The sequence below is a fragment of the Streptomyces sp. NPDC048523 genome, from assembly GCF_043199815.1.
Classification (GTDB): domain Bacteria; phylum Actinomycetota; class Actinomycetes; order Streptomycetales; family Streptomycetaceae; genus Streptomyces.
This window is the reverse complement of sequence record NZ_JBICWQ010000001.1, coordinates 1,540,941-1,566,786: the sequence shown is the minus strand read 5'-3', so window position 1 is coordinate 1,566,786 and position 25,846 is coordinate 1,540,941. Positions and strand designations below refer to the sequence as shown.

The 25,846-nt window shown below is 69.9% G+C and carries 18 protein-coding genes and 1 pseudogene; 13 read left to right on the top strand and 6 right to left on the bottom strand.

Annotated features, from left to right (window positions below; genetic code table 11):
- Positions 1-45: 45 nt before the first annotated feature.
- From ACGFWE_RS07110 to dnaK, 8 genes are all read left to right on the top strand, one after another.
- Positions 46-447, top strand: a complete 402-nt coding sequence (locus tag ACGFWE_RS07110; protein WP_007385884.1) for a hypothetical protein — start codon at positions 46-48, stop codon at positions 445-447.
- A gap of 59 nt (positions 448-506) precedes the next feature.
- Positions 507-2,594: a phage holin family protein gene (locus ACGFWE_RS07105; protein WP_393598465.1), complete on the top strand. Its 2,088-nt coding sequence runs from the start codon at positions 507-509 to the stop codon at positions 2,592-2,594.
- 76 nt (positions 2,595-2,670) lie between these two features.
- The gene (locus ACGFWE_RS07100) at positions 2,671-3,732 is read left to right on the top strand and encodes an AAA family ATPase (RefSeq protein WP_393598463.1); all 1,062 of its coding nucleotides are present in this window, start codon (positions 2,671-2,673) and stop codon (positions 3,730-3,732) included.
- A 59-nt stretch (positions 3,733-3,791) separates the two neighbouring features.
- Positions 3,792-5,555, top strand: coding sequence for a hypothetical protein (locus ACGFWE_RS07095; RefSeq protein WP_393598962.1), 1,764 nt, complete (start codon positions 3,792-3,794; stop codon positions 5,553-5,555).
- Positions 5,556-5,616: 61 nt separating this feature from the next.
- Positions 5,617-6,045, top strand: a complete 429-nt coding sequence (locus ACGFWE_RS07090; RefSeq protein WP_280861541.1) for an OsmC family protein — start codon at positions 5,617-5,619, stop codon at positions 6,043-6,045.
- 94 nt (positions 6,046-6,139) lie between these two features.
- Positions 6,140-7,498, top strand: a complete 1,359-nt coding sequence (locus tag ACGFWE_RS07085) for a hypothetical protein (protein WP_393598461.1) — start codon at positions 6,140-6,142, stop codon at positions 7,496-7,498.
- Between the two features lie 7 nt (positions 7,499-7,505).
- A complete protein-coding gene (locus ACGFWE_RS07080) occupies positions 7,506-8,264 on the top strand; it encodes a glycerophosphodiester phosphodiesterase family protein (RefSeq protein WP_393598459.1) in 759 nt (252 codons plus the stop codon).
- Positions 8,265-8,313: 49 nt separating this feature from the next.
- Positions 8,314-10,164: a molecular chaperone DnaK gene (dnaK, locus tag ACGFWE_RS07075; protein WP_393598457.1), complete on the top strand. Its 1,851-nt coding sequence runs from the start codon at positions 8,314-8,316 to the stop codon at positions 10,162-10,164.
- A gap of 12 nt (positions 10,165-10,176) precedes the next feature.
- Here the strand turns inward: dnaK and ACGFWE_RS07070 are convergent, their stop codons facing one another.
- The 3 genes from ACGFWE_RS07070 to ACGFWE_RS07060 form a co-directional block, all read right to left on the bottom strand.
- Complete coding sequence (locus tag ACGFWE_RS07070; RefSeq protein WP_393598455.1) at positions 10,177-10,977, bottom strand: SAM-dependent methyltransferase; 801 nt, start codon at positions 10,975-10,977, stop codon at positions 10,177-10,179.
- A gap of 60 nt (positions 10,978-11,037) precedes the next feature.
- Positions 11,038-11,901 (bottom strand): helix-turn-helix domain-containing protein, encoded by an 864-nt coding sequence (locus ACGFWE_RS07065; protein ID WP_393598453.1) that lies wholly within the window; start codon positions 11,899-11,901, stop codon positions 11,038-11,040.
- 65 nt (positions 11,902-11,966) lie between these two features.
- The gene (locus ACGFWE_RS07060) at positions 11,967-12,788 is read right to left on the bottom strand and encodes a helix-turn-helix domain-containing protein (RefSeq protein ID WP_393598451.1); all 822 of its coding nucleotides are present in this window, start codon (positions 12,786-12,788) and stop codon (positions 11,967-11,969) included.
- Positions 12,789-12,930: 142 nt separating this feature from the next.
- Here ACGFWE_RS07060 and ACGFWE_RS07055 point away from each other — a divergent pair, with 142 nt between their 5' ends.
- The 3 genes from ACGFWE_RS07055 (at position 12,931) to ACGFWE_RS07045 (ending at position 15,680) form a co-directional block, all read left to right on the top strand.
- Complete coding sequence (locus ACGFWE_RS07055; RefSeq protein WP_352381269.1) at positions 12,931-13,236, top strand: 4a-hydroxytetrahydrobiopterin dehydratase; 306 nt, start codon at positions 12,931-12,933, stop codon at positions 13,234-13,236.
- 292 nt (positions 13,237-13,528) lie between these two features.
- Positions 13,529-13,741, top strand: coding sequence for a WYL domain-containing protein (locus ACGFWE_RS07050; protein WP_393598449.1), 213 nt, complete (start codon positions 13,529-13,531; stop codon positions 13,739-13,741).
- Between the two features lie 43 nt (positions 13,742-13,784).
- Positions 13,785-15,680, top strand: coding sequence for a rhamnogalacturonan lyase (locus tag ACGFWE_RS07045; protein WP_393598447.1), 1,896 nt, complete (start codon positions 13,785-13,787; stop codon positions 15,678-15,680).
- Positions 15,681-15,723: 43 nt separating this feature from the next.
- Here ACGFWE_RS07045 and ACGFWE_RS07040 read toward each other — a convergent pair whose 3' ends face one another.
- Both ACGFWE_RS07040 and ACGFWE_RS07035 read right to left on the bottom strand, forming a co-directional pair.
- Positions 15,724-18,390 carry a cellulose binding domain-containing protein gene (locus ACGFWE_RS07040; RefSeq protein WP_393598445.1) on the bottom strand — a complete coding sequence of 889 codons (2,667 nt, stop codon included), beginning with the start codon at positions 18,388-18,390 and terminating at the stop codon, positions 15,724-15,726.
- 273 nt (positions 18,391-18,663) lie between these two features.
- The gene (locus tag ACGFWE_RS07035) at positions 18,664-21,579 is read right to left on the bottom strand and encodes a glycoside hydrolase family 48 protein (protein WP_393598443.1); all 2,916 of its coding nucleotides are present in this window, start codon (positions 21,577-21,579) and stop codon (positions 18,664-18,666) included.
- Positions 21,580-21,832: 253 nt separating this feature from the next.
- Here ACGFWE_RS07035 and ACGFWE_RS07030 point away from each other — a divergent pair, with 253 nt between their 5' ends.
- Complete coding sequence (locus tag ACGFWE_RS07030; RefSeq protein ID WP_352381262.1) at positions 21,833-23,323, top strand: cellulose binding domain-containing protein; 1,491 nt, start codon at positions 21,833-21,835, stop codon at positions 23,321-23,323.
- Between the two features lie 65 nt (positions 23,324-23,388).
- On the top strand, positions 23,389-25,104 hold the full coding sequence (locus ACGFWE_RS07025; protein ID WP_393598441.1) for a glycoside hydrolase family 6 protein: 1,716 nt from the start codon (positions 23,389-23,391) through the stop codon (positions 25,102-25,104).
- A 40-nt stretch (positions 25,105-25,144) separates the two neighbouring features.
- Here ACGFWE_RS07025 and ACGFWE_RS07020 read toward each other — a convergent pair.
- Positions 25,145-25,764 (bottom strand): annotated as a pseudogene (locus tag ACGFWE_RS07020) (phytanoyl-CoA dioxygenase); the annotation flags it as partial.
- Positions 25,765-25,846: the final 82 nt, after the last annotated feature.

Below are 25,846 nucleotides of genomic sequence, written 5' to 3'. Positions count from 1 at the left end.
GCTGGAGTATGGTCGGCGGCGAAACCCGGAGGTGAGGGGGACACCATGGGAGCGGTACGTGTGACGGCGATCGCGAGTCTGACGCCGCTGGAGGAACTCGACGCCGATCCCTTCCTGGTGGACTCCCGCAGCCAGCACGCGATGTGCGCGCGCTGGGCCGCGGAGCGGGGGTACACCGTGCGGCGGGAACTGCTGGTGCGCGGCCTGCGCGCCGACCACTGCGTGCTGTGGGACGGAGTCCGGGCGGGACGGGATCTCTTCGTCGCGCCCAGCCGCCGGGTCCTGGAGAGTGCCCTGTCCTCCGTGGAGGAGTTCACCGCCGAATGCGCCCGCCGCGGGGTCCGGGTCGAGACCGTGGGCTTCGCGGAACCCCTCTACGACGCCCAGATGAAGGCCAGGGTGCACCGCAGGCTGTCGATGCCGACAGCGGGATACGACGGCCGCTAGCCACCCGTGTGACACGCTGGTCCCAGCGCCCGCACCGACGACGGGCCAGGACGTGAGGTGTGCGGGGCGTGGGTGCGGGGCGTTGGCGACGGGTCGCCAGTCAGGTCGGGCGGAGCGTCACGGTATGGGTCGTCTCCACCCTGACCATGCTGGTGCTGGCCGGCATCCTGCCGGACTTCCGGCTCCAGTCCCCGACCGGTGACAGCGCGACCCGGATCGCCGTCACCGCGGCGTTCGGCGCCGGCGCCTTCGGTGTGCTGTCGGCCGTCGTGTGGCCCCTGCTCGTCCGGCTGTTCCTGCTGGTGCCGACGCTGGTGCTCGGGCTCCTCGTCTTCTTCCTCAACGGGGCGCTGCTGCTGCTCGCCCTGCGCCTGAACCCCGCCGAGCGCGGCGACGCCGCCCCGGAGACCGCGGTCGTCGTCGCCGCCGTGATGTCAGCGGTCGCCTCCGCCACCGGCGGCGCCCTCGCCGTACGCGACGACGACGCCTACCGGCGCCGCCTGTACCGTCTCGCCGACCGCCGCCGAAGAAGAGGCCCCGTCGGCCCGGCCACACCCGGCACCGTCTTCCTCCAGCTCGACGGCGTCGGCCACGACGTCCTGCTGGCCGCGGTCGGCCAGGGCCTGATGCCCACCGTCGCCCGCTGGATGGGACACAGCGACACCCCCGGCCGCGCGGTGCGCCCCACCCACCGGCTCACCTCCTGGCGCACCGACTGGTCCAGCCAGACCGGCGCCAGCCAGCTCGGCATCCTGCACGGCAGCAACCACGACGTCCCCGCCTTCCGCTGGTACGAGAAGGACCGCGGCGAGATCGTGGTCTGCAACCGCCCGACCAGCGCCGTCGAACTCCAGCAGCGGGCCGTGGAACAGGCCGGACACGGCGGACTGCTCACCGTGGACGGCGCGAGCCGCGGCAACCTCTTCTCCGGCGGCGCCGAGGAGCAGGCCCTCGTCCTGTCCATCGCCACCCGCCGTCGCAGCCGCGAGACCCGCTCCCGGGCCGGCTACTTCGCCTACTTCTCCGACCCCGCCAACGCCGTGCGCACCGCCCTGTCCTTCTTCGCCGAGGTCGGCCGCGAGATCGGCCAGTCGACCCGCACCCGGGCCCGCAAGGAGCGCCCGCGGGTGGGCCGCGGGGGCCTGTACCCGCTGGTGCGCGCCTTCGCGACCGTCGTCGAACGCGATGTCGTGGTCGCCGCCGTGATGGGCGACATGCTCGCGGGCCGCACGGCCGTCTACGCCGACCTCGTCGCCTATGACGAGGTCGCCCACCACTCCGGGCCGACCAGCCGCGATGCCGCGAAGGTCCTGGAGCGCCTGGACCGCTCGCTCGCGCTGATCGAGAACGTCGCCGAGCACGCCCCGCGCCCGTACCGGATCGTCGTCCTCTCCGACCACGGCCAGAGCCCCGGCGAGACCTTCCGCACCCGCTACGGGCTCACCCTCGGCGACCTGGTCCGGGCCGGCTGCGGGCTGCCCGTGTCGCGCAAGGCCGAGCGCACCCACAGCGGGGCCGAGGCCCGCGCCGCCGTCCGTGCGGCACTGCGCCGGCCGGGCAAGGAAGCGCGCGAGCAGTACCGGCCCGCGCGCGGCTCCGAGCCGATCGTGCTGGCCTCCGGCAACCTCGGCCTCGTCTCCTTCCCCGATGTGCACCACCGGATGACCAAGGAGGAACTGGACGCGCGGCACCCGGCGCTGCTGACCACCCTCGCCAACCATCCCGGCATCGGATTCCTCCTGGTGCGCAGCGAGGAGCACGGCGGGGTGGTGCTGGGACCGTTCGGCACGGAGATCCCGCTCGACCAACTGGACGACAACCCTGGCCCGTTGGCCGACTTCGGACCGGGTGCGGCCGACGCGGTACGCCGGACCCACTCCTTCCCGCACACCGCCGACATCATGGTCAACTCCTGGTACGACCCGGCCGAGGGCGAAGTGCTCGCGTTCGAGGAACAGATCGGGTCGCACGGTGGTCTCGGCGGGGCCCAGGCCAAGCCGTTTCTGCTGTCGCCGCTCGCCTTGTCGGCGCCGCCCGAGGGGCTTGCCGGGGCAGAGCGGGTGCACGACGTGCTGCGGGGGTGGCTCGACGAGGCCGGGGGTCCCCAAGTGCCCCTGGTGACCGGGGCGGACGAGTGGGCCGCCTGAAAATCGGCTGCGCCGACCGGGGCCCGCGCTCACACTGTTCGAGTCCCCCTCTCGAACACTTTCTGGAGCAACCGCTTTGCAGGCTGCCGTCACGGTTTCGCCCTCCCGCATCCCCGACCTCCTCCTCGGCCTCGCCACCGTGCGGCCCGTCTTCGTCTGGGGCGCCCCCGGTATCGGCAAGTCCTCCCTCGTCAGGGAGTTCGCCGCGTCGCTGGGCCTCGAGTGCGTGAGCCTGATCGGCACCCAGCTCGCCCCCGAGGACCTGATCGGGGTGCCGCAGATCCGGGACGGGCGCTCGGTGTTCTGCCCACCGGAGTCCATCGCCCGCGACGAGCCGTACTGCCTGTTCCTGGACGAGCTGAACGCGGCCACCCCGGACGTGCAGAAGGCGTTCTACTCGCTGATCCTGGACCGCCGTATCGGGGACTACGAGCTCCCCAAGGGATCCATCGTCATCGGTGCCGGAAACCGGGCCACCGACAACGCGCTGGCCCGGCCCATCTCCTCGGCCCTCGTCAACCGCCTCACCCACGTCCACCTGGAGGTGTCCGCGAAGGACTGGCTGGTCTGGGCCGCCGAACACGGCATCCACCCCTGGATCCTCGACCACCTCACCGACCGGCCCGACCACCTGTGGTCCAAGCCGCCGAAGACCGAGGAGCCCTTCTCCACGCCCCGCTCCTGGCACATGCTCTCCGACGCGCTGCACTCCTTCGGCCGCGACCTCGACGAGGAGACCCTGAAGGTGCTCGCGCACGGCACGCTGACGCCCCGGCACGCGACCGCGTTCTGCGGCTACGTCAAGATCGTGCGCAGCCGGTTCGGCATCGAGGCGATCATCAAGGGCGACGCCCGCTGGCCGAACCGCCTGGAGGACCGCGACCTGCTCTACTACCTCGCCGAGTCCTTCCGCGGCCGTCTGCTCAAGGAACTCCCGGTCAGCAAGGAGCACATGTCGGCGAACGGCCGCCAGACCGCGTACCGCGCCAAGTCGCTGCTGGTCCAGCTCGCCGAGATCTCCGTCGAGGTGGCCCAGACCGTCATCGCCGCAGACGACGACGGCAACCCCGTACTGCCCTCCTGGTTCCTCGTCGAGGCGGCCCGGGACATGCCCCGACTGGTGGAGGCGCGGCGGTGAGCCGCAGCCCCGAAAAGAAGAAGAAGCGCGACCTCGCGGGCGAGGCGTTCGCCGAGGGAATGCGGGTCATGCGGGCCAACCCGGCGCTCGCGGCCGTCGAGTTCGACGTCTGCCGCCGGGAGGAGTGCCGGTTCGCGCCCCGGGACGGGCTCGTGGTCGTCGACTCCGACGGCGACCTCCACGCGCACCCCGACCGGCTGGCCGAGCCCGCCGCCTGGGCCTGGGCGCTGGCCCACGCCGTCCTCCACCTGGGCTTCGGACACGTCCCGGCGGTCAAGGGCGAACGCACCCAGCCCGACCGCTTCGACCTCGCCGCCCGCTGCCTCGTCGTCAACCGCTTCCTGCTCGGCTTCCCCGTCGGCAGGGCCCCCGAGCACCTGCCCGCCTCCTACCCGGACGGCGACGAGGAGCAGCTCGCCGCGCGCTGGCGGCGCGACGGCATCCCGGCCGCCTACGAACACTGCGGTACGGCGGGCCCCGAGCCCGACCAACTGCTGCTCAGGTGGGCGGGCTGGTCCCAGCCGCCCGACTGGCAGCTGGCGTTCGCCACCGCACTGACCCGGACCATGTCCGCGGCGATGGACATGGCGGGCGGCCGCCGCGACTCGCTCAGCGGGGAAGTGACCCCGCAACGCCCCTGGCAGCAGGCCCTGAGCTGGTTCATCTCCTCCTACCCGCTGCTCGGCGGCATCGCGGCCGGCATCACCCTGGTCGCCGACGCCGAACTCGCCCGCGCGCACGGCATCGCGATCGCCGCCGTCAACGCCGAGGCCGCCGAGATCTACATCAACCCACTGCGCCGCTTCGACGACGAGGAATGGCGGTTCATCCTCGCCCACGAGATGCTGCACGCCGCCCTGCGCCACGGCGACCGCTGCGGCACCCGCGACCCCTACCTCTTCAACATCGCCTGCGACTACGTCATCAACGGCTGGCTCACCGAGATGCGCATCGGCACCATGCCCGAGGGCCTGCTGTACGACCCCGAGCTCACCGGCCTCTCCTCCGAGGAGGTCTACGACCGCATCGCCGGCGACCTGCGCCGCATGCGCCGCCTCGCCACCCTCCGCGGCAAGGGCGCCGGCGACATCCTCGGCGGCCCGCTCGGCTCACCGCGCGACTACGTCGACCTCGACGAGTTCTACCGCCGCGGCCTCGCCCGGGGCCTCGACCTGCACCAGCGGCAGGAGCGCGGCTTCCTGCCCGGCGGCCTGGTCGAGGAGATTCGCGCGCTCAGCCATCCGCCGCTGCCCTGGGACGCGCAACTCGCCCGCTGGTTCGACGAGTTCGTGCCCAGCCCCCAGCCCGTCAGGTCCTACGCCCGTCCCGCGCGCCGTCAGTCCTCCACCCCCGACATCCCGCGCGCGGGCCGCTACCTTCCGCCCGGGAGATCGCCCTCCCCCACGCTCGGCTTCGCTCGCGCGGGGGGACCCCCAACCTTCGGCGTGGTCCTGGACACCTCCGGGTCGATGAACCGCACCCTGCTCGGCAAGGCACTCGGCGCGATCGCCTCGTACGCCGAGGCCCGGGACGTACCCGCCGCCCGGGTCGTGTTCTGCGACGCGGCCCCGCACGACGCCGGCTATCTGCCCGTCACCGAGATCGCCGAACGGGTCCGGGTGCACGGCCGCGGCGGCACCGTCCTGCAGCCCGGCATCGACCTGCTGCACCGCGCCGACGACTTCCCCGCGAACGCGCCCGTGCTGGTCATCACCGACGGCTGGTGCGATGTGCTGCGGGTGCGGCGCGAGCACGCCTATCTGATCCCGCAGGGTGCCAGGCTGCCGTTCACCGCACGCGGGCCGGTCTTCCGCGTGAGCTGAGCGTAGTGTGATCGGATGGTTCCCGTACCCCCGTCAACGGGACCACACGAAAGGACTGAACGTGGCTACCACGCGCTCCGCACACACCGTCTGGGAAGGCAACCTCCTCGAGGGCAACGGTGTCGTCACCTTCGATTCCTCCGGTGCCATCGACGAGCAGCCGGTGACGTGGGCTGCCCGCACCCAGGAGGCGAACGGCAAGACCAGCCCCGAGGAGCTGATCGCGGCCGCCCACTCCAGCTGCTTCTCCATGGCGTTCTCGCACGCCCTGGCCGGGGCCGGCACCCCGCCCACCAAGCTCATCACCTCCGCCGACGTCACCTTCCAGCCGGGCGAGGGCATCACGGGCATCCACCTCACCGTCGAGGGCACCGTGCCGGGTCTCGACGAGGAGGGCTTCGTGGCCGCCGCCGAGCAGGCCAAGGTCAACTGCCCGGTCAGCCAGGCCCTGAAGGCCGTACCGATCACCCTGGACGCCAAGCTCGCCTGATCCCGAAGACACCAGGTCGCGCAGACCGCCCGTCCGGGGCGGTCTGCGCGGCACGTGGTTCGGGGGCCGGTCCGGTGGTGCGAAAGGCAACGCGATGACTGTGGGAACGGCCGGCGGTACGGCGGCACTCGACTCCGGCACCCGTGAACTCACCCGTGTCGTCGTGCTGTTCAGCCTCACCGGCCGACTCGACCCGGGGCGGCCCGTGCTGGGCAGCCTCGTCGACACCTTCGACTTCGGCCGCTTCGCCCTGCACCTGACGTCCAGCGAATCGGTCCTGCCCGTGCCGGTGCTCGTCGAGGACGTGGCACCCGAGGAGCTGCGGCTGCCGCACGGCGGCCACGGACTCGACCTCGCGTCCGTCGGGATCGCCGTCCTCGCCACCCCTCGCGGGGACATCACCCTGGCGCTGGACTGCGGATTCGCCGGACAGACACCTCCCGCCGCCCTCGCGGCGTGGCTCTCTGACACCTGCTTCGGCCGGGACCGGATCACGCTCGGCAGCACGGCCCTGCTCGACTCGCTGGGCGGCCTGCTCGCCCCGCGGGAGCCGCTCGCCTTCGGCCAGAACGTCCACCAACTGGTCTTTCCCGGCGGCGACTTGGAAAACAACCTGCTGGGTCCCGACGAGGCCGGCTCGCCCGCCCTGCTCAACGAGATCGTGTACCGCGGCCGGCTGTCCCTGTCCGAGCCGCCCCACCTCCACCGGCACGGCCGCACCCTCTCCGCGCACGGCCGCGGGGTCTCCGTCCACGCCGGCTGGGCAGGGCACGTGGAGAACGGCCTCATCCTGGTCGCCGTCGGCATCATCTCCGCGCTCGCCGTCCTGCAGCGCACCCGCCTGGCCGCCTTCGAGACCATGCGCGCCAACGAACAGGCCGCCGCCGAGTCGCCGTACGAGATCCGCAGGCTGATCTCCCGGCTCTCCGACGGGGTGAACGAACTCCAGCTGGACCTGGCCTTCGGCGTCGAGGCGTACGTCGACAGCCTGCTGATCCCCGAGACGGTCATGGAGACCTTCCAGTCCTCGCTGCGCGACGCCCTCGGCATCCCCGACAGCCTGGACAACTCCGCCAGGATGGTCGAGCGCCTGACCTCGGTGATCAGCGCCCGCTCGGCCGCGCTGCAGGCCCAGCTCGCCGAGCGCGACGACCGCAGGGACCGTACGGTGTCGGCGCTCGTCGCGGTGGCCACCGGCATCGCCCTGCCGCCGACGCTGCTGCTGGCGTTCTTCGGGGCCAACGCCTCGAACGTGGACAATCGGCGGTCCGTCTTCGACGCCCACTACCTCCCGGCCTACCTGCTGGCCTGGCTTCCCTTCATCGCCCTCGCCGTCGTCGGATACCTCCTGCTCAGGCGGGTCAGCAGGCGTTCCGGCGCGCTGCTGGCGACCCCGACGGCCGTCCCGGTGCCCGCCCCGCGGTCGCCGCTGCGTCCACCGTCCGGAAGCTGAGAGCCGTATGCCTCGACGTCCCGCCATCTCTGCCCACCGGGGCGGAACCGAGCGTGCCGGCGCCGCGACCTGGGAGGCCTACGAGGACGCGATCCGGTCCGGGGCGGAGTACGTCGAGTTCGACATCCGGCGTACGGCGGACGGGGTCCTCGTCGTCCACCACGACGCCCGGGCTGGGCGCACCGGTCCGCTCCTCAGCGAGATCACCCACGCCGAGCTCAGCGAACGGGCCGGTCGTCCCGTGCCGGTCGTCGACGAGGTGATGTCGCTGATCGCGGGGAAGCTGGTCGGTCATCTGGACCTGAAGGAGAGCGGCTACGAGCGCGAGCTGATCGACCGGGCGGTCGCCCTGCTCGGCACGGACGGCTTCGTCGCCACGACTCTGGAGGACCGTTCCGTAGCGGCCATCGCACGAGCCTTCCCCCGGGTGCGCACCGCGCTGTCCCTGGGCCGCGACCGCAGGGAGATCGCCCGGTCCCGCCTCGTCGGCACCCGGCTCACCGAGCTCCTGCCGATACGCCGGGTGCGCGCCTGCGGCGCGAGCGGGGTGGCCGTGCACCAGCGGCTGGCTCGGGCCAACGTGCTGCGCGAAGCGGCTCGGCACGACCTGTTCACCATGGTCTGGACGGTCAACGACGACACCGTCATGCGGGCGTTCCTCGACCATCCGCGCGTCGACGTCCTGATCACCGACCGGCCGCGCCGGGCCGTCGCGCTGCGCCGGGAACGGCACGAGGAGCGTTCGCCGGGGTACACGTCCTACTGAGCAGGTGGTGCAATTCCCTGATGGACCTCCCTGGCGGAAGGGGACAGCGATGGGACGTGCGGTCGGGATCGATCTCGGTACCACGAACTCGGTGGTGGCCGTGCTGGAGGGCGGTGAACCCTCGGTCGTCGCCAACGCGGAGGGAGCCAGGACCACACCGTCGGTCGTGGCCTTCGCCAAGAACGGCGAGGTGCTGGTGGGCGAGGTCGCCAAGCGACAGGCCGTGACCAACGTCGAGCGCACCGCGCGCTCCGTGAAACGGCACATGGGCGACACAGGCTGGCGCTTCCCGGACCAGGGCTCCATCGACGGCACCCGGTACCGGGCGCAGGAGCTGTCGGCGCGGGTCCTGCAGAAGCTGAAGCGGGACGCCGAGTCCTATCTCGGCGAGGACGTCACCGACGCCGTGATCACGGTGCCCGCGTACTTCGACGACACCCAGCGGCAGGCCACCAAGGAGGCCGGGGAGATCGCCGGCCTCAACGTGCTCAGGATCATCAACGAGCCCACGGCGGCGGCCCTGGCGTACGGCCTGGACCGGGGCGAGGAGCAGACGGTCCTGGTCTTCGACCTCGGCGGCGGCACCTTCGACGTGTCCCTGCTGGAGATCGGCGACGGGGTCATCGAGGTCAAGGCCACCAACGGCGACACGCATCTCGGTGGTGACGACTGGGACCACCGGATCGTGGAGCACCTGGTCAAACGCTTCAAGGGGCAGTACGGCGTCGACCTCGGCAACGACAAGATGGCGCTGCAGCGGCTGCGCGAGGGCGCCGAGAAGGCCAAGATCGAGCTGTCCTCGTCCTCCGAGACCACCATCAACCTGCCCTACATCACCGCCTCCGCCGAGGGGCCCCTGCACCTCGACGAGAAGCTGACCCGCGCGCAGTTCCAGGAGCTCACCGCGGATCTGCTCGACCGCTGCACGACCCCCTTCCACCAGGCGGTCAAGGACGCCGGCATCAAGCTCTCCGCGGTCGACCACGTCATCCTCGTCGGCGGCTCGACCCGGATGCCCGCGGTGACCGACCTGGTCAAGGAGCTCACGGGCAAGGACCCGCACAAGGGGGTCAACCCCGACGAGGTCGTGGCGGTCGGGGCGGCGCTCCAGGCGGGTGTCATCCGCGGCGACGTGAAGGACGTCCTGCTGCTCGACGTGACGCCGCTGTCCCTGGGCATCGAGACCAAGGGCGGCATCATGACCAAGCTCATCGAACGCAACACCACGATCCCCACCCGCCGTGCGGAGATCTTCACGACGGCCACCGACAACCAGCCCTCGGTGGGCATCCAGGTGTACCAGGGCGAACGCGAGATCGCCGCGTACAACAAGAAGCTCGGCGTCTTCGACCTCACGGGTCTGCCGCCGGCCCCGCGCGGTGTTCCCCAGATCGAGGTCGCGTTCGACATCGACGCCAACGGGATCATGCACGTCTCGGCGAAGGACCTCGCGACCGGGCGCGAACAGAAGATGACGGTGACGGGCGGCTCGGCGCTCCCCAAGGACGACATCGACCGCATGATGCGGGAGGCCGAGCAGTACGCCGAGGAGGACCGCAACCGCCGCGAGGCCGCCGAGACCCGCAACCAGGGCGAGCAACTCGTCTACCAGACCGAGAAGTTCGTCCGCGAGAACGGCGACAAGATCTCCGCCGACACGAAGACGGAGGTCGAGTCGGCGGTCTCCGAACTGAAGCAGCTCCTGGAGGAGAACGCCGACACCAGCACCCTCCGGGGCGGCGTCGAGAAACTCGCCTCCGTCAGCCAGAAGATGGGCCAGGAGATGTACGCCCAGGCTCAGCAGCAGTCCCCGCAGGACGAACCGGCCTCCCCGCCGCACGAGGAGGAGGGCGTGGTCGACGCGGAGATCGTGGACGACGAGAAGGACCGGAAGGAGTAGCGCCGTACGGGGTCAGACCTTGCGCGCGACCCCCGCGTACACCGGCACGATGCCCTCCGCCTGCGCCGCCACGTCCTCCGGGCCCGGACGCCAGCCCGACACCGGGATCACTCCGGGGCCGAGCAGTTCCAGGCCGGCGAAGAAGCGGGAGAACTCGGCGAGCGAGCGGGGGAAGAAGGGGGTGCCGCTGCGGCGGAACTGCTCGGCGGCCTTCTCGATGGCCTCGGGGCTCAGATCGGGCGTGACCTGCGAGAGGATCACGTAACTGCCCGGGGCGAGCTCGGCGACATAGCGTTCGAGCAGGCCGTACGCGTCGTCGCTCAGGTAGTGGGTGAGTGCCACCAGGGACAGCGCGACCGGCTGCGAGAAGTCCAGGGTCTCGGCGGCCAGGCGCAGGATGGTGTCCGGGTCGCGGACGTCGGCGTGGACGTAGTTCGTGGCGCCCTCGGGGGTGCTGTGCAGGAGGGCCTGGGCGTGCCTGAGGACGATCGGGTCGTTGTCCGCGTACACGACCTTCGACTCCGGGGCGACCTCCTGCGCCACCTGGTGCAGGTTGGGCTCGGTGGGAACGCCGGTGCCGATGTCGAGGAACTGGCGGATCCCGGCCTCGGCGGCCGTCCGCACCGCCCGCTGCATGAACCGACGGTTGGCGCGCGCCCCGCGCATCACCGTGCCGTCCACGGCGAGGATCCGGCGGGCCAGTTCCTCGTCCACCGGGTAGTTGTCCTTGCCGCCCAGCCACCAGTCGTACACCCTGGCCGGGTGCGGCCGGCTGGTGTCTATGGCGGGGGCTGCGGCGTCGGATCCGGTCATGCGGTGTCTTCTCCCCTGTGGTGAGACGTGTCCTGGGACGTGTGGTGCGGTGATGCCCGCTCAGAAGTCCTCGCGGCGCTCCCGCAGCAGCTTCTTGGTGCGCTCGGCCGACGCGGCCCGCGCCGACATGTGGTCCAGCACCTCCAGGTGCGTGGCGACCTCCTGGCGGGAGTCGAGGTACAGCGCGCCCGTCAGGTACTCGGTGAAGACCAGGTCGGGCAGCTCCGGCTCGGCGAAGCGGAACAGCGAGAAGGGCGCGTACGTCCCCGGGTGCGGGCCCTCCTGGAACTCGCACACCTGGAGCGTGATCCGGTCGCGCTCGGCGAACTCCAGCAGCTTGTCCAGCTGTTCGCGCATCACCTGGGAGCGAATGCTCACCGGGCGGCGCAGCACCGTCTCGTCCATGATCACCCACAGATGGGGCGCGTTCGGGCGCTCCAGCAGTTCCTGCCGGGCCATGCGCAGCGACACGTGCCGCTCCAGCGACTCGGCACCCGCGTGGCCGATCGTCCCGGCCTCCATGACGGCACGCGCGTAGTCCTCGGTCTGGAGCAGTCCCGGCACGAAGTGCGGCTCGTAGGAGCGGATGATGCCGGCCGCGCCCTCCAGGCTCACGTACAGGCTGAACCACTCGGGCAGCACGTCGTGGAACCGCTGCCACCAGCCCGGTTTGTTGGCCTCCTCGGCCAGCTGGACGAAGGCCCCGACCCGCTCCTCGGGCACCCCGTACGTCTCGAGCAGCACCTGGACGTACGGGATCTTCAGGGCGACCTCGGCCATTTCCATCCGCCGTACGGTCGCCGGGGCCACCCGCAGTACCTGCGCGGCCTCCTCACGCTTGAGGCCGGCCGCCTCCCGCAATTCCTGCAGCCGTCTGCCGAGCACCACCTGGCCCACGGTCGGCGCAGGTCGCCGCTCACTCACGCCACGCCTCCCCTACGCGTCGAAGCTTGCGTGCAGTGTGCCATGCCCGGAGCCGGTCTCACCGGTCAAGACCGCGAGTGAAGGTACTTGGCCGTCGCCGGGTCGGCAGGGAGGAACGTCTCGATGGCCAGTTCGGCGACGGTCACGTCCATGGGGGTGTTGAACGTGGACGTGGACGAGATGAACGACAGCGTCCGCCCTTCGTGCTCGATCCGCATCGGCAGCGCGAAGTAGGGGACCTGCTCGGCCGGTCGGTCGTCGTCGGACTCCTCCGGACCCGGCACCGGGTAGGCCGCGACTTCCTCGTACAGTTCCCGCAGCCGTTCCGAGCGGCGCAGGGCGATCTGCCGTCGCATCTGTTCCAGCAGATGGCCGCGCCACTCCCGCAGGTTGCGGATGCGCGGGGCGAGGCCCTGCGGGTGCAGGGTGAGCCGCATCGTGTTGAGCGGGGGCCGGAGCAGGGATTCCGGGACGCCGTCCAGAAGCATCATGATCCCCCGGTTCGCGGCCACGACGTGATACGCGGCGTCGAACACCAGGGCCGGATACGGCTCGTAGCCCTGGATCAGCCGCTCGATCCCCTCCCGCACGGTGTCCAGGGCCGGATCGTCCAGCGGGGTCTCCGGGAAGCGCGGGGCGTAACCGGCCGCGAGCAGCAGCGCGTTGCGCTCCCGCACCGGCACCTCCAGATGCTCGGCGAGCCGCAGCACCATCTCCTCGCTCGGGCGGGAACGTCCCGTCTCGACGAAGCTGATATGCCGGGCGCTGGAGTCCGCCCGCAGCGCCAACTCCAGCTGACTGACCCGCCGTTGCTCCCGCCAGGCGCGCAGGAGGGGGCCCACGCCCTGGCCGGGAGGGGTGGCTGTGGCGGAGTGGGCAGTGGTCATACGTACGACCGTAGTCGAGGGGCGGGCGTACACGGCCGAAGATGTCCCCCGTCCGGCCGCCGGGAACCCTCCTGACCAGGGCCTCGGCGGTACAACTGTGGGACGCTGAGAACACCCCCGACCCCCAGGAAGGAGCGAGGCCATGCCCGTCGAACCGCTGTCGCAGAAGGAGATCGAGGACCGGCTCGCGGAACTGCCGGGCTGGTCCGTCGACGACGGCCGCCTCACCCGCTCGTACCGCCTCGGCACCCACTTCGCCGCCACGGCGATGGTCGTCCACATCGCCCAGGTCCAGGAGGAACTCGACCACCACTCCGACCTCACCCTCGGCTACAACACGGTCGCACTGTCCGTGCACACGCACAGCGCGGGCGGCGCCCTCACGGAGAAGGACTTCGCGCTCGCACAACGGGTGGAGGCGCTCGCCGCCGGTCACGGAGCCCAGTGAGGCGGCGCTCGACCACGACAAGGAGGCCGACGCCTACGACGCCGTGGCCTGCGGCACCGGGATCGTCACCCCCGGGCTCGCCGCCGCCCGGCCCGCGACCCGGGGGACGGGCGCCGACCTGAGGTACGGCATGGCCCGGGACCGGCCCGAGACGTACGGGCCGTGGTCGCCGTGCGGTAGCCGTCGAGCAGGCGGTAGCCGCCGGCGTGGCTCGCGTCGCCGTACAGCGGGACCTCCGCGACCGGCTGTACCGGAGCGAGGCGCTCGTGCGGCCGGCGCCGGGCGGGCGGCTGTGCCGAGGGCGGCCCATGTCCGTACGGATCCCGCAGGTCGGACCCTCGCCCGGGTCCCCATCGAGTCCGTCGAGCACGCCCATGGCGAATTCCTGCGCCTGGGCGCCGACATCGAGGTGCTGGACCCCCCCGAGCTGCGCGAACGGATGGCGCGAACGGTCGCCGAACTGGCCGAAAGGTACGGCAACTCGGCTTCCCCGTGCGGCGACTGAGGGGTGGAACCCGTCCGTCCCCACAGCTTCGGAGGTTCACCCCGTGCAGCACCCGCACCCGCACCCCCACCGGCATCCTCACCCCCACCGCAGACGCCGGGCCCTCCTCTCGGCGACGACCGCCGCCGTGGCCCTCGTGGCCGCCGGTCTGACCGCGTTGTCGCACGGTACGGCCGAGGCCGCCACCGCCCGCCAGGTCGAGAAGCTCGACCGAGGTGTCGTCAGCGTGCACACCAGCAGTGGCAACCTGGTCAGCTGGCGCTGGCTGGGCACCGACCCGAACGACGTGTCCTTCAACGTCTACCGCGCCGGCACGAAGGTCAACTCGACCCCGGTCACCGGCTCCACGAACTACTTCCACTCCGGCGCGCCCGCCGAGGCCGACTACACCGTCCGGGCGGTCGTCGGCGGAGTCGAGCAGGCGGACTCGGTCCACGCGGTCCAACTCCGCAGCGGCTACAAGGACGTTCCCATCAGCCCGCCGTCCGGCGGCACAACCCCCGACGGCGTCGCCTACACCTACGAGGCCAACGACGCCTCGGTGGCCGACCTCGACGGCGACGGGGCACTGGACTTCGTCCTCAAGTGGCAGCCGACCAACGCCAAGGACAACTCCCAGTCCGGCTACACCGGCAACACGATCCTCGACGGCGTCAAGCTCGACGGCACCCGGCTGTGGCGGATCGACCTGGGCCGCAACATCCGCTCCGGCGCGCACTACACGCAGTTCCAGGCGTACGACTACGACGGCGACGGCAAGGCCGAGGTCGCCATCAAGACGGCGGACGGCACGGTCGACGGCACGGGCGCGGTGATCGGCAGCTCGTCGGCCGACTACCGCAACTCCAGCGGCTATGTCCTGTCCGGCCCCGAGTACCTGACCATGTTCAACGGACAGACCGGCAAGGCGATGCAGAGCGTCGACTACGTCCCCGCCCGGGGCACGGTGTCGTCGTGGGGCGACTCGTACGGCAACCGCGTCGACCGCTTCCTCGCGGGAACGGCGTACCTGGACGGCGCCCGCCCGTCGCTGATCATGGCCCGCGGCTACTACACCCGCACTGTGATCGCCGCCTGGGACTGGCGGGGCGGCGCCTTCACCCGCCGCTGGACCTTCGACACCAACTCCTCGACCAACAGCGGCAAGGGATACGACGGTCAGGGCTCGCACAGTCTGTCCGTCGGGGACGTCGACAACGACGGCAAGGACGAGATCGTCTACGGGGCGATGGCGGTCGACGACAACGGCAACGGGCTGTGGACCACGAAGACCGGGCACGGCGACGCCCAGCACCTCGGCGACCTCGACCCCTCCCACGCGGGTCTCGAGTACTTCAAGGTCTCCGAGTCGACCTCCCAGCCGGCGGAGCTCTACATCAACCCGGCGAACGGCACGGTGAACTGGAAACTGGCCGCGTGCTGCGACAACGGACGGGGGGTCGCCGGTGACATCTGGGCCGGCAACGACGGCGCCGAGGTCTGGTCGGCCTCCGACTCCTCGATCCGCGACGAGGCCGGCGCCACCAAGGGCCGCGAACCGTCCTCGGTGAACTTCCTGTCCTGGTGGGACGGCGACACGGTCCGTGAACTCCTCGACGGCACCCACATCGACAAGTACGGCACCTCGTCCGACACCCGCCTGCTGACCGGAGCGTCGGTCCACTCCAACAACAGCACCAAGGCGACCCCGTCCCTGTCCGGCGACATCCTGGGCGACTGGCGCGAGGAGGTCGTCTGGCCCACCTCGGACAACAAGGCGCTCCGCGTCTACTCCACGCCGTACGAGACGACGACGAAGATCACGACCCTCCTCCACGACACGATGTACCGCACTGCCCTGGCCTGGCAAAATACGGCCTACAACCAGCCCCCGCACCCGAGCTTCTTCATCGGCAACGGGATGCCGACGGCACCGAGGCCGACGGTGTACACGCCGTGACATGAGCGACAGGGCGGCTGCGGACAGCCGCCCTGTCGTCGGGTCAGGCCACCGTGCAGGCCTGGTCACCCAGCTTGAACGCGGCCGGTTTCGCGTTCGTCCCCGACCAGCTCCCCGTGAAGCCGAAGCTCACCGAGGAGCCCGCGGCCACGTTGGCGTTCCAGCCGACGTTCTTCGCCGTGACCGTCGAGCCCGACTGGGTGGACTCGGCGTTCCAGGTCTGGGAGACCGTCTGGGCGTTGGGGAAGGTCCAGCCGAGTGACCAGCCGGTCCAGGCACTGGAACCGGTGTTGCTCAGCTGGACGTCCGCCTGGAAACCGCCCGACCACTGGTTGGTGATCTTGTACGTCACCGCGCAGGCGCCGGTCGGAGTGGGATCGGGCGGGTCCGTCGGATCGGTGCCGCCGCCTCCGCCGGTGTCGGACGTGTCGCCGTAGATGACACCCCGCCCGTTGGTCGAGACGTACACCCGGCCGTACACCCGCGGATCACCGGTGATCGCCGCGCCGGTCCAACCGAACTGGTGGGCGTCGTCGTTGATGCGGGTCCAGCTCGCGCCCTTGTCCGTGGAGCGGAAGATGCCACGGACCCCGCCGATCTTCGCGCTGGTGTAGAGCGTCTGGTACGACGCCCCGGCGGCCGCCTTCCCGAAGCCGATCGTGTCGGCCTGGTCCACGTTCGAAAGCTTGGTCCAGCTCGTGCCGGCGTTCGTCGAGTGCCACAGACCGTACGCCCCGTCACTCGCCCCGCCCGCGAGCCAGACGTCGCCCTTCACGCCGGGCAGCGCCTTGAAGCGCACACTGTCCCCGGCGGGCAGTCCGGTCGCCGCGGACGCCGTGAACGTCGCCCCGCCGTCCGTACTGACGTAGAACTTCCCGGACTTGAAGCCGTAGAAGGTCCGAGGGTCGACCCGGTCGGACTCGACGATCGCGCCCGCCGGAATCCCGCTCGACGCCGACCAGGAGGAACCGAAGCCGGTCGTGTACTGCACACCCGCGCCGCCCGGGCTCCACACGAACCGGCTGCCGTCCGAGGCGGCGGCCACCGTACCGCCCCCGCTCACGCCCGAAGGGTCGCTCCCCGCGAACCAGTTGGCGCCGTTGTCCGTCGAGAACGCGATGTGCGGCCCGGAGTCCAGATCGCCGACCCGCACCACCGTGTTCGGGTTCGTCTCGGCGAAGTCCAGACTCGTGGTCGTGGTGAAGTTCGGGGAGGTGAACATCATCGACGGGACCTTGGTGAGGTCCGTGTGCCGGAAGCCGCCGATGTCACCGAGCGCGCTCAGCAGCGGGGCGCCCGAGGGCGGTGAGGCGAGGTCGTTGACCGCGGTCTCCTCCAGGCCCTGCACCATCGGCTTGATGGTGAACTGGCCGCCGGAGTCCCAGTTCGTGAGGTTCTCCGTGCCGTAGAGCGTCGCCCCCGTCCCGTACATCATCCGGTTCGAGTTGAACGGGTCGATCTCCAGCGACTCCGTCATCCACCCGAGCTTCGGCGCCTGTTCGGGCGGCGAGGGATTCGCGCCCCAGGTGAGCCACGGGGAGGAGGAGACGTCCATGGTGTAGCGGTTCGCGCGGTTGGGGTACGACGAGTAGTCCCACGCCTTCGTCCAGGTCGCCCCGCTGTCCGTGGAGCGGAAGATCTGGGTGTCCGGCCACCAGGAGCTGTAGGCGGTGGCCATGACCGTGCCGGGCTTCTGCCGGTCCACAGTCAACCCGCTGAAGCCGTAGTAGGTGTCGGCCTCCGCGACCGGGCTGATGTTCGTCCAGGTGCCGGTCGCCGTCGCGTACCGCCACACCTGGCCCTTGCCGCCGTCGTACGGCCCGCCCTTGTCGCTGTAGGAGAGGTACAGATAGCCGCCCGCCGCGTCCAGGACGCCCTTGTGGGCCAAATATCCGGTCGGCTGCCCGGCGAGCCTCGTCCAGGTCGCGCCCGCGTCCGTCGACCGGTACACCGAGTTCTGGAGGTCGGCGACCCCGACGTAGACCGTCTTCGTGGCGTTCCCGGACGTCCCCGTCGACTCGTCGAAGGTCACCCAGACGACGCCCTGGTTGTCGCTGGCGTAGCCGCTGGTGTCGCTCGGATCCTGCTGGTAGTTGCCGACGTTGGGGAAGTTCGCCACCTGCGACCAGCTGACACCCGAGTCAGTGGACCGCCACAGTCCCTTGCCGCTCGGCGCCCCGAGGTACAGCACGCTGTTCTTGTTGGGGTCGACCGCGAGCCGCTCACCCATGCCCCGCCCCGGCATGTTGCCGCCCAGCTTGAAGGGCAGATCGGTCTTCTGCCAGCTCGCGCCCCGGTTCGAGGAGCGCAGCACCGCGCCGTTGCCCGGGTCCCAGCTGTTGGTGTACGTCCCCACGGCCGCGTACACCTTGTTCGGGTCCACGGCGTCGGAAGCCAGGCTGACCACGCCGGTGTGCCCCCAGTCGGTCCAGCCGACCGAGTCCAGCAGGGGCGTCCAGGTCTTCGAGGACTCCTGCCAGCGGTAGGCGCCGCCGATGTCCGTACGGGCGTACGCCAGGTTCTTCTCCTTGCGGTTGAAGACGATGCCCGGCACGAAACCGCCGCCGTCGATCCGGGCGTTCTTCCAGGTGTACGTGTCGGCGGCGAGCGAGACCTTCGCGGTGCTGTCGGCCGCCAGTGCGGGTGGGGTGCCGGCGAGCAGCCCGGCCGCGAGCGCGAGCACGGCCGTGAGGATGCGGGTTCTTCGCACGGGGGGTCCTTTCCGGAAAGGGGGAGTGGGGGGTAAGCGCTTTCCATCTGGTGCGAGAGTTGCCGGGCGACCCCCAGTGCGGGAGGGGGCCGCCCGGCCGTTTCGGCCCCGCCGTCCGGTGGCGGAGCCTTATACGCGGAGCCTTTCAGGCGGTTCCGAGGAAGCGCCGTGCACTGTGGCGCCCCTCAAGGGGCGCGGGGAACTGCGCGACCAGCCACAACGGACCCGCAGTCAGAACACGGCGCAACCCGCGGAGCGCCCGGCGGGGGCTGGTTATTCGAGAAGCTCCGCGTACGACCCCATGGCCATGGCGATGTCCGCCTGGGCCCAGAACCGGTGGTACGTGAACGACGGCACCGCACCGCCCTTGAGGTAGGCCTCGATCTTCGACCAGGCCGGGTCGCTCTTGTAGAAGGAGCGGATGGACTCGAAGGTCGACGACGAGTTGATCGCGTCACCGTTCGGCATGGTCCCGGTCCAGCCGCTCGGGACGTACACCGAGTCGTCGAACCGGTTGTAGTCCGCCCGGTTCTCCGGCACCGCGATTCCCAGGCTGTCCTGGTAGTTGTTCCACATGCCGTCCAGCAGCGACTTGGCCGTGGAAGCGGCCTGGGTGTCACCACTGCGGTCCGCGTAGTACGTCAGGGTCTTGGCGTACGCGGCGGCCACGCCGACGTCGTTGGTGTAGTCGGCGACGGTGACGTGAAGTCCGCTGTTGGCACCGGGACTTGACGCGTTCCAGGTGTCGGGCTGGCCCGACCACTGAAGCGTCGACGGGATCTGGTACGTGCCGTCCGGGTTGATCGTGGTCTTGGACAGCGCCCACTTGACCCACTTGTCGAGGACCGCCTTGGCCTGCGCGTTCCCCGTCTGCTGGTAGTACTCGGCCACCCGCTCCATCGACCACGCCTGGAAGCCGAACCACTGGTTGGACGGCGGGTCGTGGTAGACGGGCTGCTGGTCGTAGTACATGCCGTAGAAGGTCGACTTGCCGGCCGGGGGAGTCGCGTAACGGCCCGCCCAGCTGTTCGTCGCACCGCCCGCGATGGCACCCTCGTCGGACTGCAGCCAGCGGTAGAACTCCAGCTGCCGGCCCAGCGAGGTGTTCCAGTCCGCCGCGCCCGTCGCCGACTTGGGCTTCAGGTCGGCATAGGAGCTCAGTGCGTACGCGGCCATCGGGTTCTGGTAGCCGCCGTGCGCGTGACTGGATCCGATGCGCCAGGCCCAGCCCGCCGAGGTGTCGGTGGCGCCGCCCCAGGCGTAGTACCAGGACAGCAGGTACATCGAGGCGTCCTTGCCGGTACCGGCCGCGCAGGTGGACGGACCGACACAGTTGCCGATCTTCTTGAAATACTTGTCGTACATGGCGTAGCGCAGATAGTCGCCCATCTTCGCGGCCTTGCCCACGGTCGTGGAGACGTCGGAGCCCTTGCCCTGCTCCTTGGCCCACTTGTCGGCCCAGTACGCGGCCTGCACCGCACGCGCGTCGGCGTCCGGGGCGTTGGTGAACTTCCACTGCTTCGAGTAGGAGGCGTCACCGGTGAAGAGGTCCAGGTACCCGTTCTTGCCACCGTACTTGAACTGGTCACAGGTCGGCTGCGGCACCGTCTCCCAAACCGACTCCTGCGCACCGCGCTGGAAGGTGTTGATGTACGACGGTCCGGTGTCCGTCGGTCCCGCCTCGCACTTGCCCGGCGAGTTGCCGTAGCCGTAGACGTTGTCGACGTCCTGGAGCCAGTGCATGCCGTAGATGTCGTCGGTGCCGTACGCGCTCTTCAGCTCACCCGCGATCGGGTCCGAGCCGGCCGGGACCGAGGAGTCCAGCTTCGCCGGGTACTCGTTCGGGGTGTCCAGCTCGGGCGCGTAGGTCGCCGGCTTGGAGGCGTTGTAGAAGGAGTTGGTCGGCTGGTCGGCATGCGTGGGGATCATGTACTTCTCCATGATGTCCCAGGCACCGTTGAACTTGGACCAGTCGCCCGTCACCTTGCCGTACATGGCCTGCAGCCACAGGAGGTAGCTGTACGCCTCCGAGGTGGTCTCGTGGCCCTGGTCCGGCGCCTCGACGATCAGCGTCTCGACCGAGTGGTAGGGGATGCCCTCGGGGGAGAAGTAGCCGTTCGCCGGGTTGGTGATCTTGCCGTACAGATCCAGGAAGCGGGCGTTGTACGTGCCCGTCGCCGCGATCTGGGTGACCGTCACCGAGGCCTTGGCGTGGCCGGTCGCCGTCGACTCGAAGGTCGCCGCGCCGGTGCCGGAGGCGTTGCCGGTGATCGTCACCGTCTGCGCGGTGTTCCAGTTCGACGGGGTGAAGGTCAGCGAGGCACCGCCCGTCACCGACAGACCCGAGTTGCCGCTCGTGCGGGCGGTCGTGACGGTCACGTTGGCCGAGGGCTGCGTCGACAGCTTCACGGTGTACGTGCCCGTCTTGCCCTGCTGGACGGCGAGTTGGGTGGCGGAGGCGACGACCGCGGGACCCGAGGCGACCGTGATGCCGACCGGCGTCGACTCCCCGGACGCGCCCAGGCTGTCGTACGCCTTCGCGAGCAGCGAATGACTGCCCACGGTCAAGCTGGAGACCGAGAGCGAGTACGGCGACGTCGTGTCCGTGCCCAGCAGCGTGGTGTTGTCGTAGAACTCCACCTTGCTGATGGTCGCGTTGTCCGCGGCGGCGGCCGTCGCGGCGAGCGGGACCGCGGTGCCCTGGGTGTAGACCGCTCCCGCGGCCGGGCTGGTCAGCACGGTGATCGGCGGCTGATGGGCGCCGGTGCACGAGGTGCCGTTGATCGCGAAGTTCGTCGGAGCCGCGTTGGCGCCGCTGTAGGTGAACTGCGCGCCGGTGGTGACCGCGGAGCCCGCGGCGATGTTCGCGTTGTACGAGGCGCTGTTGACCGTGACCGTCTGGCCGGACTGGGACCAGGTCCCGTTCCAGCCGTTGCTCAGCTTCTGGTTGCCCGCGTAGCTGTACGTCAGGGCCCAGCCGTTGATGGCGTCCGTGCCGCGGTTGGTGATCGTCAGATCCGCGGTGAAACCGGAGCCCCAGTCATTGGTCTTGTAGTCGACGCTGCACTGAACTGCAGCTGCTTGTGCGGGAGTTGAAGCCGCACTCAGCATCGCGAACGGCAGTGCCATGGCCGCCACGACAGCGGTCCACAATCGCCGGACGGTCCGGCGTCTCCTGGTGGGGGGCATTGCTGGTTCCTCCTTGTGCGGCTCGGAGAAGTCAAGGCTTGAACCAGTGGGAGCGCTCCCATAGTGAGGACGAGTGTTCAAGGGGTCAAGGTGCTTGAAGAGTCGAAAAGATTCGACGAACGGCGCTGAGGAAAAGTCAAGTAACCCCTCTGTTCTTTGCCGTCACTTGGCGCTACCTTCCTTGGCACCAGTGGGAGCGATTCCATCAGTCGACGCGTCTGTAACGGCCGCGCTGATCTGCAAGGAGTCGCTCATGCGACACCCCCCGCGTTCAGTACTTTTAGCGGTTGCCGGCGCGATTGCCCTTATCGGGTCCGTGACGGTGCCGGTGGTCACGGCGTCCGGCGCCGCCCCTGCCTGCTCGGTGGAGTACTCCGTCACCAGCCAGTGGGACAGCGGCTTCCAGGGGTCCGTGAGGATCACCAACAACATGGCCGCCGTGAGCAGTTGGAGTCTTGCCTTCGACTTCGCCGGCGGGCAGAAGCTCACTCAGGGCTGGAACGCGAAATGGTCCCAGTCCGGTACGACGGTCACCGCTGCCAACGAGAGCTACAACGGCTCGCTGGCCACCGGAGCGAGCGTCAGCGCCGGATTCATCGCGTCCTGGTCCGGGAGCAACACCGTCCCGACCTCGTTCAAGCTCAACGGCACCAGCTGCAACACGGCTGCCGAGCCCTCGCCCACGCCGGACCCGACGGACCCGACGGACCCGACGGACCCGGCCGAGGGAACACCCCCCGCTCTGCGGGTCTTGGGCAACAAGCTCGTGGACGCGGGCGGCACCACCCGTCGGCTGCTCGGAGTGAACCGGTCCGGCGGCGAGTTCATGTGCGTCCAGGGCCGCGGCATCTTCGACGGCCCGGTCGACGACGCCTCCGTCAAGGCGATCGCCGACTGGAAGGCCAACGCGGTCCGCATCCCTCTCAACGAGGAGTGCTGGCTGGGCCTGTCCACCATTGATCCGGCCTACGCCGGGGCGAACTACATCAACGCCGTCAAGGACCTGGTCGCCAAGGTCAAGGCCCACGGCATGACACCCGTGGTCGAACTGCACTGGACCTACGGCCAGTACACCGGCAACTCCGCCGGCTGCTCCGACGTACACGCAAGCTGCCAGAAGCCGATGCCCGACATGCAGTACACGCCGTCCTTCTGGGCCTCGGTGGCCAACACCTTCAAGAGCGACCGGACCGTCGTCTTCGACCTGTTCAACGAGCCCTACCCGGACCGCGCCACCTCCACGACCACCCAGGCGTGGCAGTGCTGGCGCGACGGCGGCACCTGCCCGGGCATCGGGTACGAGGTCGCCGGTATGCAGGATCTCGTCGACAGCGTCCGGGGCACCGGCGCGACCAACCTGATCCTGGCCGGCGGGATCGCCTACTCGAACGACCTCAGCCAGTGGCTGACGTACAGACCGGCCGACCCGGCGGGCAATCTCGCCGCCGCCTGGCACGTGTACAACTTCAACACCTGCTCCATCGAGAGCTGCTGGAACTCCACGCTCGCCCCGGTGGCCGCTCAAGTCCCCCTCGTGGCGGGGGAGATCGGCGAGAACACCTGCGCGCACGGTTTCATCGACCAGGTCATGAAGTGGTTCGACAGCCATGGCCTGTCGTACCTCGGCTGGACCTGGAACACCTGGGACTGCTCCACCGGACCGTCCCTGATCAGCAGCTACGACGGCACACCCACAGCGTTCGGCACCGGGCTGCGTGACCATCTGCGTGCCCTGAACGGATAGCACCCGCTCGACGCACAGCACCGCTCAACGGACAACACCCGCGAACGAGAAGGAAACCCGCACTCATGAGTCGTACGAGAACAGCGCTCCTCGCTGCCCTGGCGCTCGTCGCCGGGGCCTCCGGGACCGCGCTAGCCGTGGCCCCCGGGGACGTGGGCCTCGCCGCCGTCCCCTGCACTGTGGACTACAAGGTGCAGAACCAGTGGGACACCGGCTTCACCGCGGCCGTCACGATCACCAACAACAGCGCCGCCAAGTCGAGTTGGTCGCTGAAGTGGTCGTACGCCGGAAACCAGAAGGTCACCAGCGGCTGGAACGCCAAGATCAGCCAGAGCGGGACGGCCGTCACCGCGGCCAACGAGAGCTACAACGGCTCGCTCGGCACCGGCGGTTCGGCCAGCTTCGGCTTCCAGGGGAGCTACAGCGGCACCAACGCCGTCCCGACCACCTTCACCCTCGACGGCGTGACCTGCAACGTCGACGGCGGCGGCCCCACCGACCCGGGCCCGACGGACCCCGGTACCCCCGGCACCCGGGTCGACAACCCGTATGCGGGCGCCAAGGTGTACGTGAATCCCGAGTGGTCCGCCAACGCCGCCGCAGAGCCGGGCGGCAGCCGCATCTCCAACCAGCCCACCGGCGTGTGGCTGGACCGGATCGCCGCGATCAACGGCACCGGCGGCAAGATGGGCCTGCGCGCCCATCTCGACGAGGCGCTGAAGCAGAAGGGCTCGGGAGAGCTCGTCGTCCAGCTCGTCATCTACGACCTGCCCGGCCGCGACTGCTCGGCCCTCGCCTCCAACGGCGAACTGGGCCCGACGGAGATCGACAAGTACAAGACGCAGTACATCGACCCGATCGCAGCGATCCTCGCCGACCCCAAGTACGCCTCGCTGCGGATCGTCAACACGGTCGAGCTCGACTCCCTGCCGAACCTCGTCACCAACGTCACCCCGCGGCCCACCGCCACCGCGAACTGCGACACGATGAAGGCGAACGGCAACTACGTCAAAGGCGTCGGCTACGCGCTCAACAAGCTCGGTGACGCCGCCAACGTCTACAACTACGTGGACGCCGGGCACCACGGCTGGCTCGGCTGGGACGACAACTTCTCCGCGACCGTCCAGACGATCAAGCAGGCGGCCACCGCCGAGGGCGCAACCGTCAACGACGTACAGGGCTTCATCACCAACACCGCCAACTACAGCGCGCTGAAGGAGCAGAACTTCACCATCAACGACTCCGTGAACGGCAAGTCCGTGCGCGAGTCCAAGTGGGTCGACTGGAACCGGTACGTCGACGAGCTCTCCTACGCCCAGGCGTTCCGGCAGGAGGCCGTGAACCAGGGCTTCCCCTCGGGCGTCGGCATGCTGATCGACACCTCCCGCAACGGCTGGGGCGGCACCGCCCGGCCCACCGGCCCCGGTGCCATGACGGACGTGGACACCTACGTCAACGGCGGCAAGATCGACCGGCGTATCCACGTCGGCAACTGGTGCAACCAGTCGGGGGCCGGCCTCGGTGAGCGCCCGAAGGCCAGCCCGGCCGCAGGGATCGACGCCTACGTGTGGATCAAGCCTCCGGGTGAGTCCGACGGGTCCAGCTCCGCGATCTCGAACGACGAGGGCAAGGGCTTCGACCGGATGTGCGACCCGACGTACACCGGCAACCCGCGGAACAACAACAACATGTCCGGTGCGCTGCCGAACGCCCCGCTGTCGGGCCACTGGTTCTCGGCGCAGTTCCAGGAGCTCATGAAGAACGCGTACCCGGCGCTCTAGATCTGCCGAGTACGGCGCACGACACCCCGCCGGGGTCTGGTCAGCTCTCCTTGGCCAGGCCCCGGCGGATCGCGAACTCCACCACCGAGTAGTCACCGTCCGGGCGGTCCAGCTCGTACGGCTCGGCCGGTAGCAGCGGCGGCTGGGCCATGAAGCGGGGGAGCGTGCCGTGGTGGGGCTGGGCCGCGTGGACCAGGAAGGGGTGGCAGAGGTAGTAGACATCGCCAGGAAGGACGCGCCCTGTTCGCCGTACGGCTCCAGGACCGACGGTACGTCGAGATGGGAGCCCACCCGGATGCGGGTCGGGGTGTCGGTCCCGGTGACCTCGCTGAACAGGAACAGCATCAACAGGGCACGGTCCCTGGAGCGCAGGTTGGTGTGGTACATCCCGGCCGGCGCGCCGTCAGGGAGGTAGCCTGGGTCCCTTCCGTGCCCTCTTTTTGTGCGTCGTCCGGTTCCTCCCGTGTGCGGAAACCGCAAGGGGAAAGTGCCCAGTGAGTAGCGGGGCTGCCAGCGGTTCTCACCCACCAGCAGGTCGAACGCCTCGTGCAGGACCGGCGAGTCGGCGGCCGCCGCGAACGGGCCCTGTGCCATCCCGGGCACCCACACCACCGGGTCCTTCCAGGAGGCCGGGTCCTCCCGGTCGTAGCCCGTCTCACGAATCGTGGGGGACGGGCCGGGGTGCGCGCATCTCCTTTTCTTTGCGTCCGCTTTGCCGTATTTTTTGCCGTCGTGGCAACAA

Bases quoted from the DNA above. Each gene is read 5' to 3' on its own strand.
- ACGFWE_RS07110 (WP_007385884.1), top strand. From the start codon at position 46: ATGGGAGCGGTACGTGTGACGGCGATCGCGAGTCTGACGCCGCTGGAG.
- ACGFWE_RS07095 (WP_393598962.1), top strand. From the start codon at position 3,792: ATGCGGGTCATGCGGGCCAACCCGGCGCTCGCGGCCGTCGAGTTCGAC.
- ACGFWE_RS07085 (WP_393598461.1), top strand. From the start codon at position 6,140: ATGACTGTGGGAACGGCCGGCGGTACGGCGGCACTCGACTCCGGCACC.
- ACGFWE_RS07080 (WP_393598459.1), top strand. From the start codon at position 7,506: ATGCCTCGACGTCCCGCCATCTCTGCCCACCGGGGCGGAACCGAGCGT.
- dnaK (WP_393598457.1), top strand. From the start codon at position 8,314: ATGGGACGTGCGGTCGGGATCGATCTCGGTACCACGAACTCGGTGGTG.
- ACGFWE_RS07070 (WP_393598455.1), bottom strand. From the start codon at position 10,977: ATGACCGGATCCGACGCCGCAGCCCCCGCCATAGACACCAGCCGGCCG.
- ACGFWE_RS07060 (WP_393598451.1), bottom strand. From the start codon at position 12,788: ATGACCACTGCCCACTCCGCCACAGCCACCCCTCCCGGCCAGGGCGTG.
- ACGFWE_RS07055 (WP_352381269.1), top strand. From the start codon at position 12,931: ATGCCCGTCGAACCGCTGTCGCAGAAGGAGATCGAGGACCGGCTCGCG.
- ACGFWE_RS07035 (WP_393598443.1), bottom strand. From the start codon at position 21,579: ATGCCCCCCACCAGGAGACGCCGGACCGTCCGGCGATTGTGGACCGCT.
- ACGFWE_RS07030 (WP_352381262.1), top strand. From the start codon at position 21,833: ATGCGACACCCCCCGCGTTCAGTACTTTTAGCGGTTGCCGGCGCGATT.
- ACGFWE_RS07025 (WP_393598441.1), top strand. From the start codon at position 23,389: ATGAGTCGTACGAGAACAGCGCTCCTCGCTGCCCTGGCGCTCGTCGCC.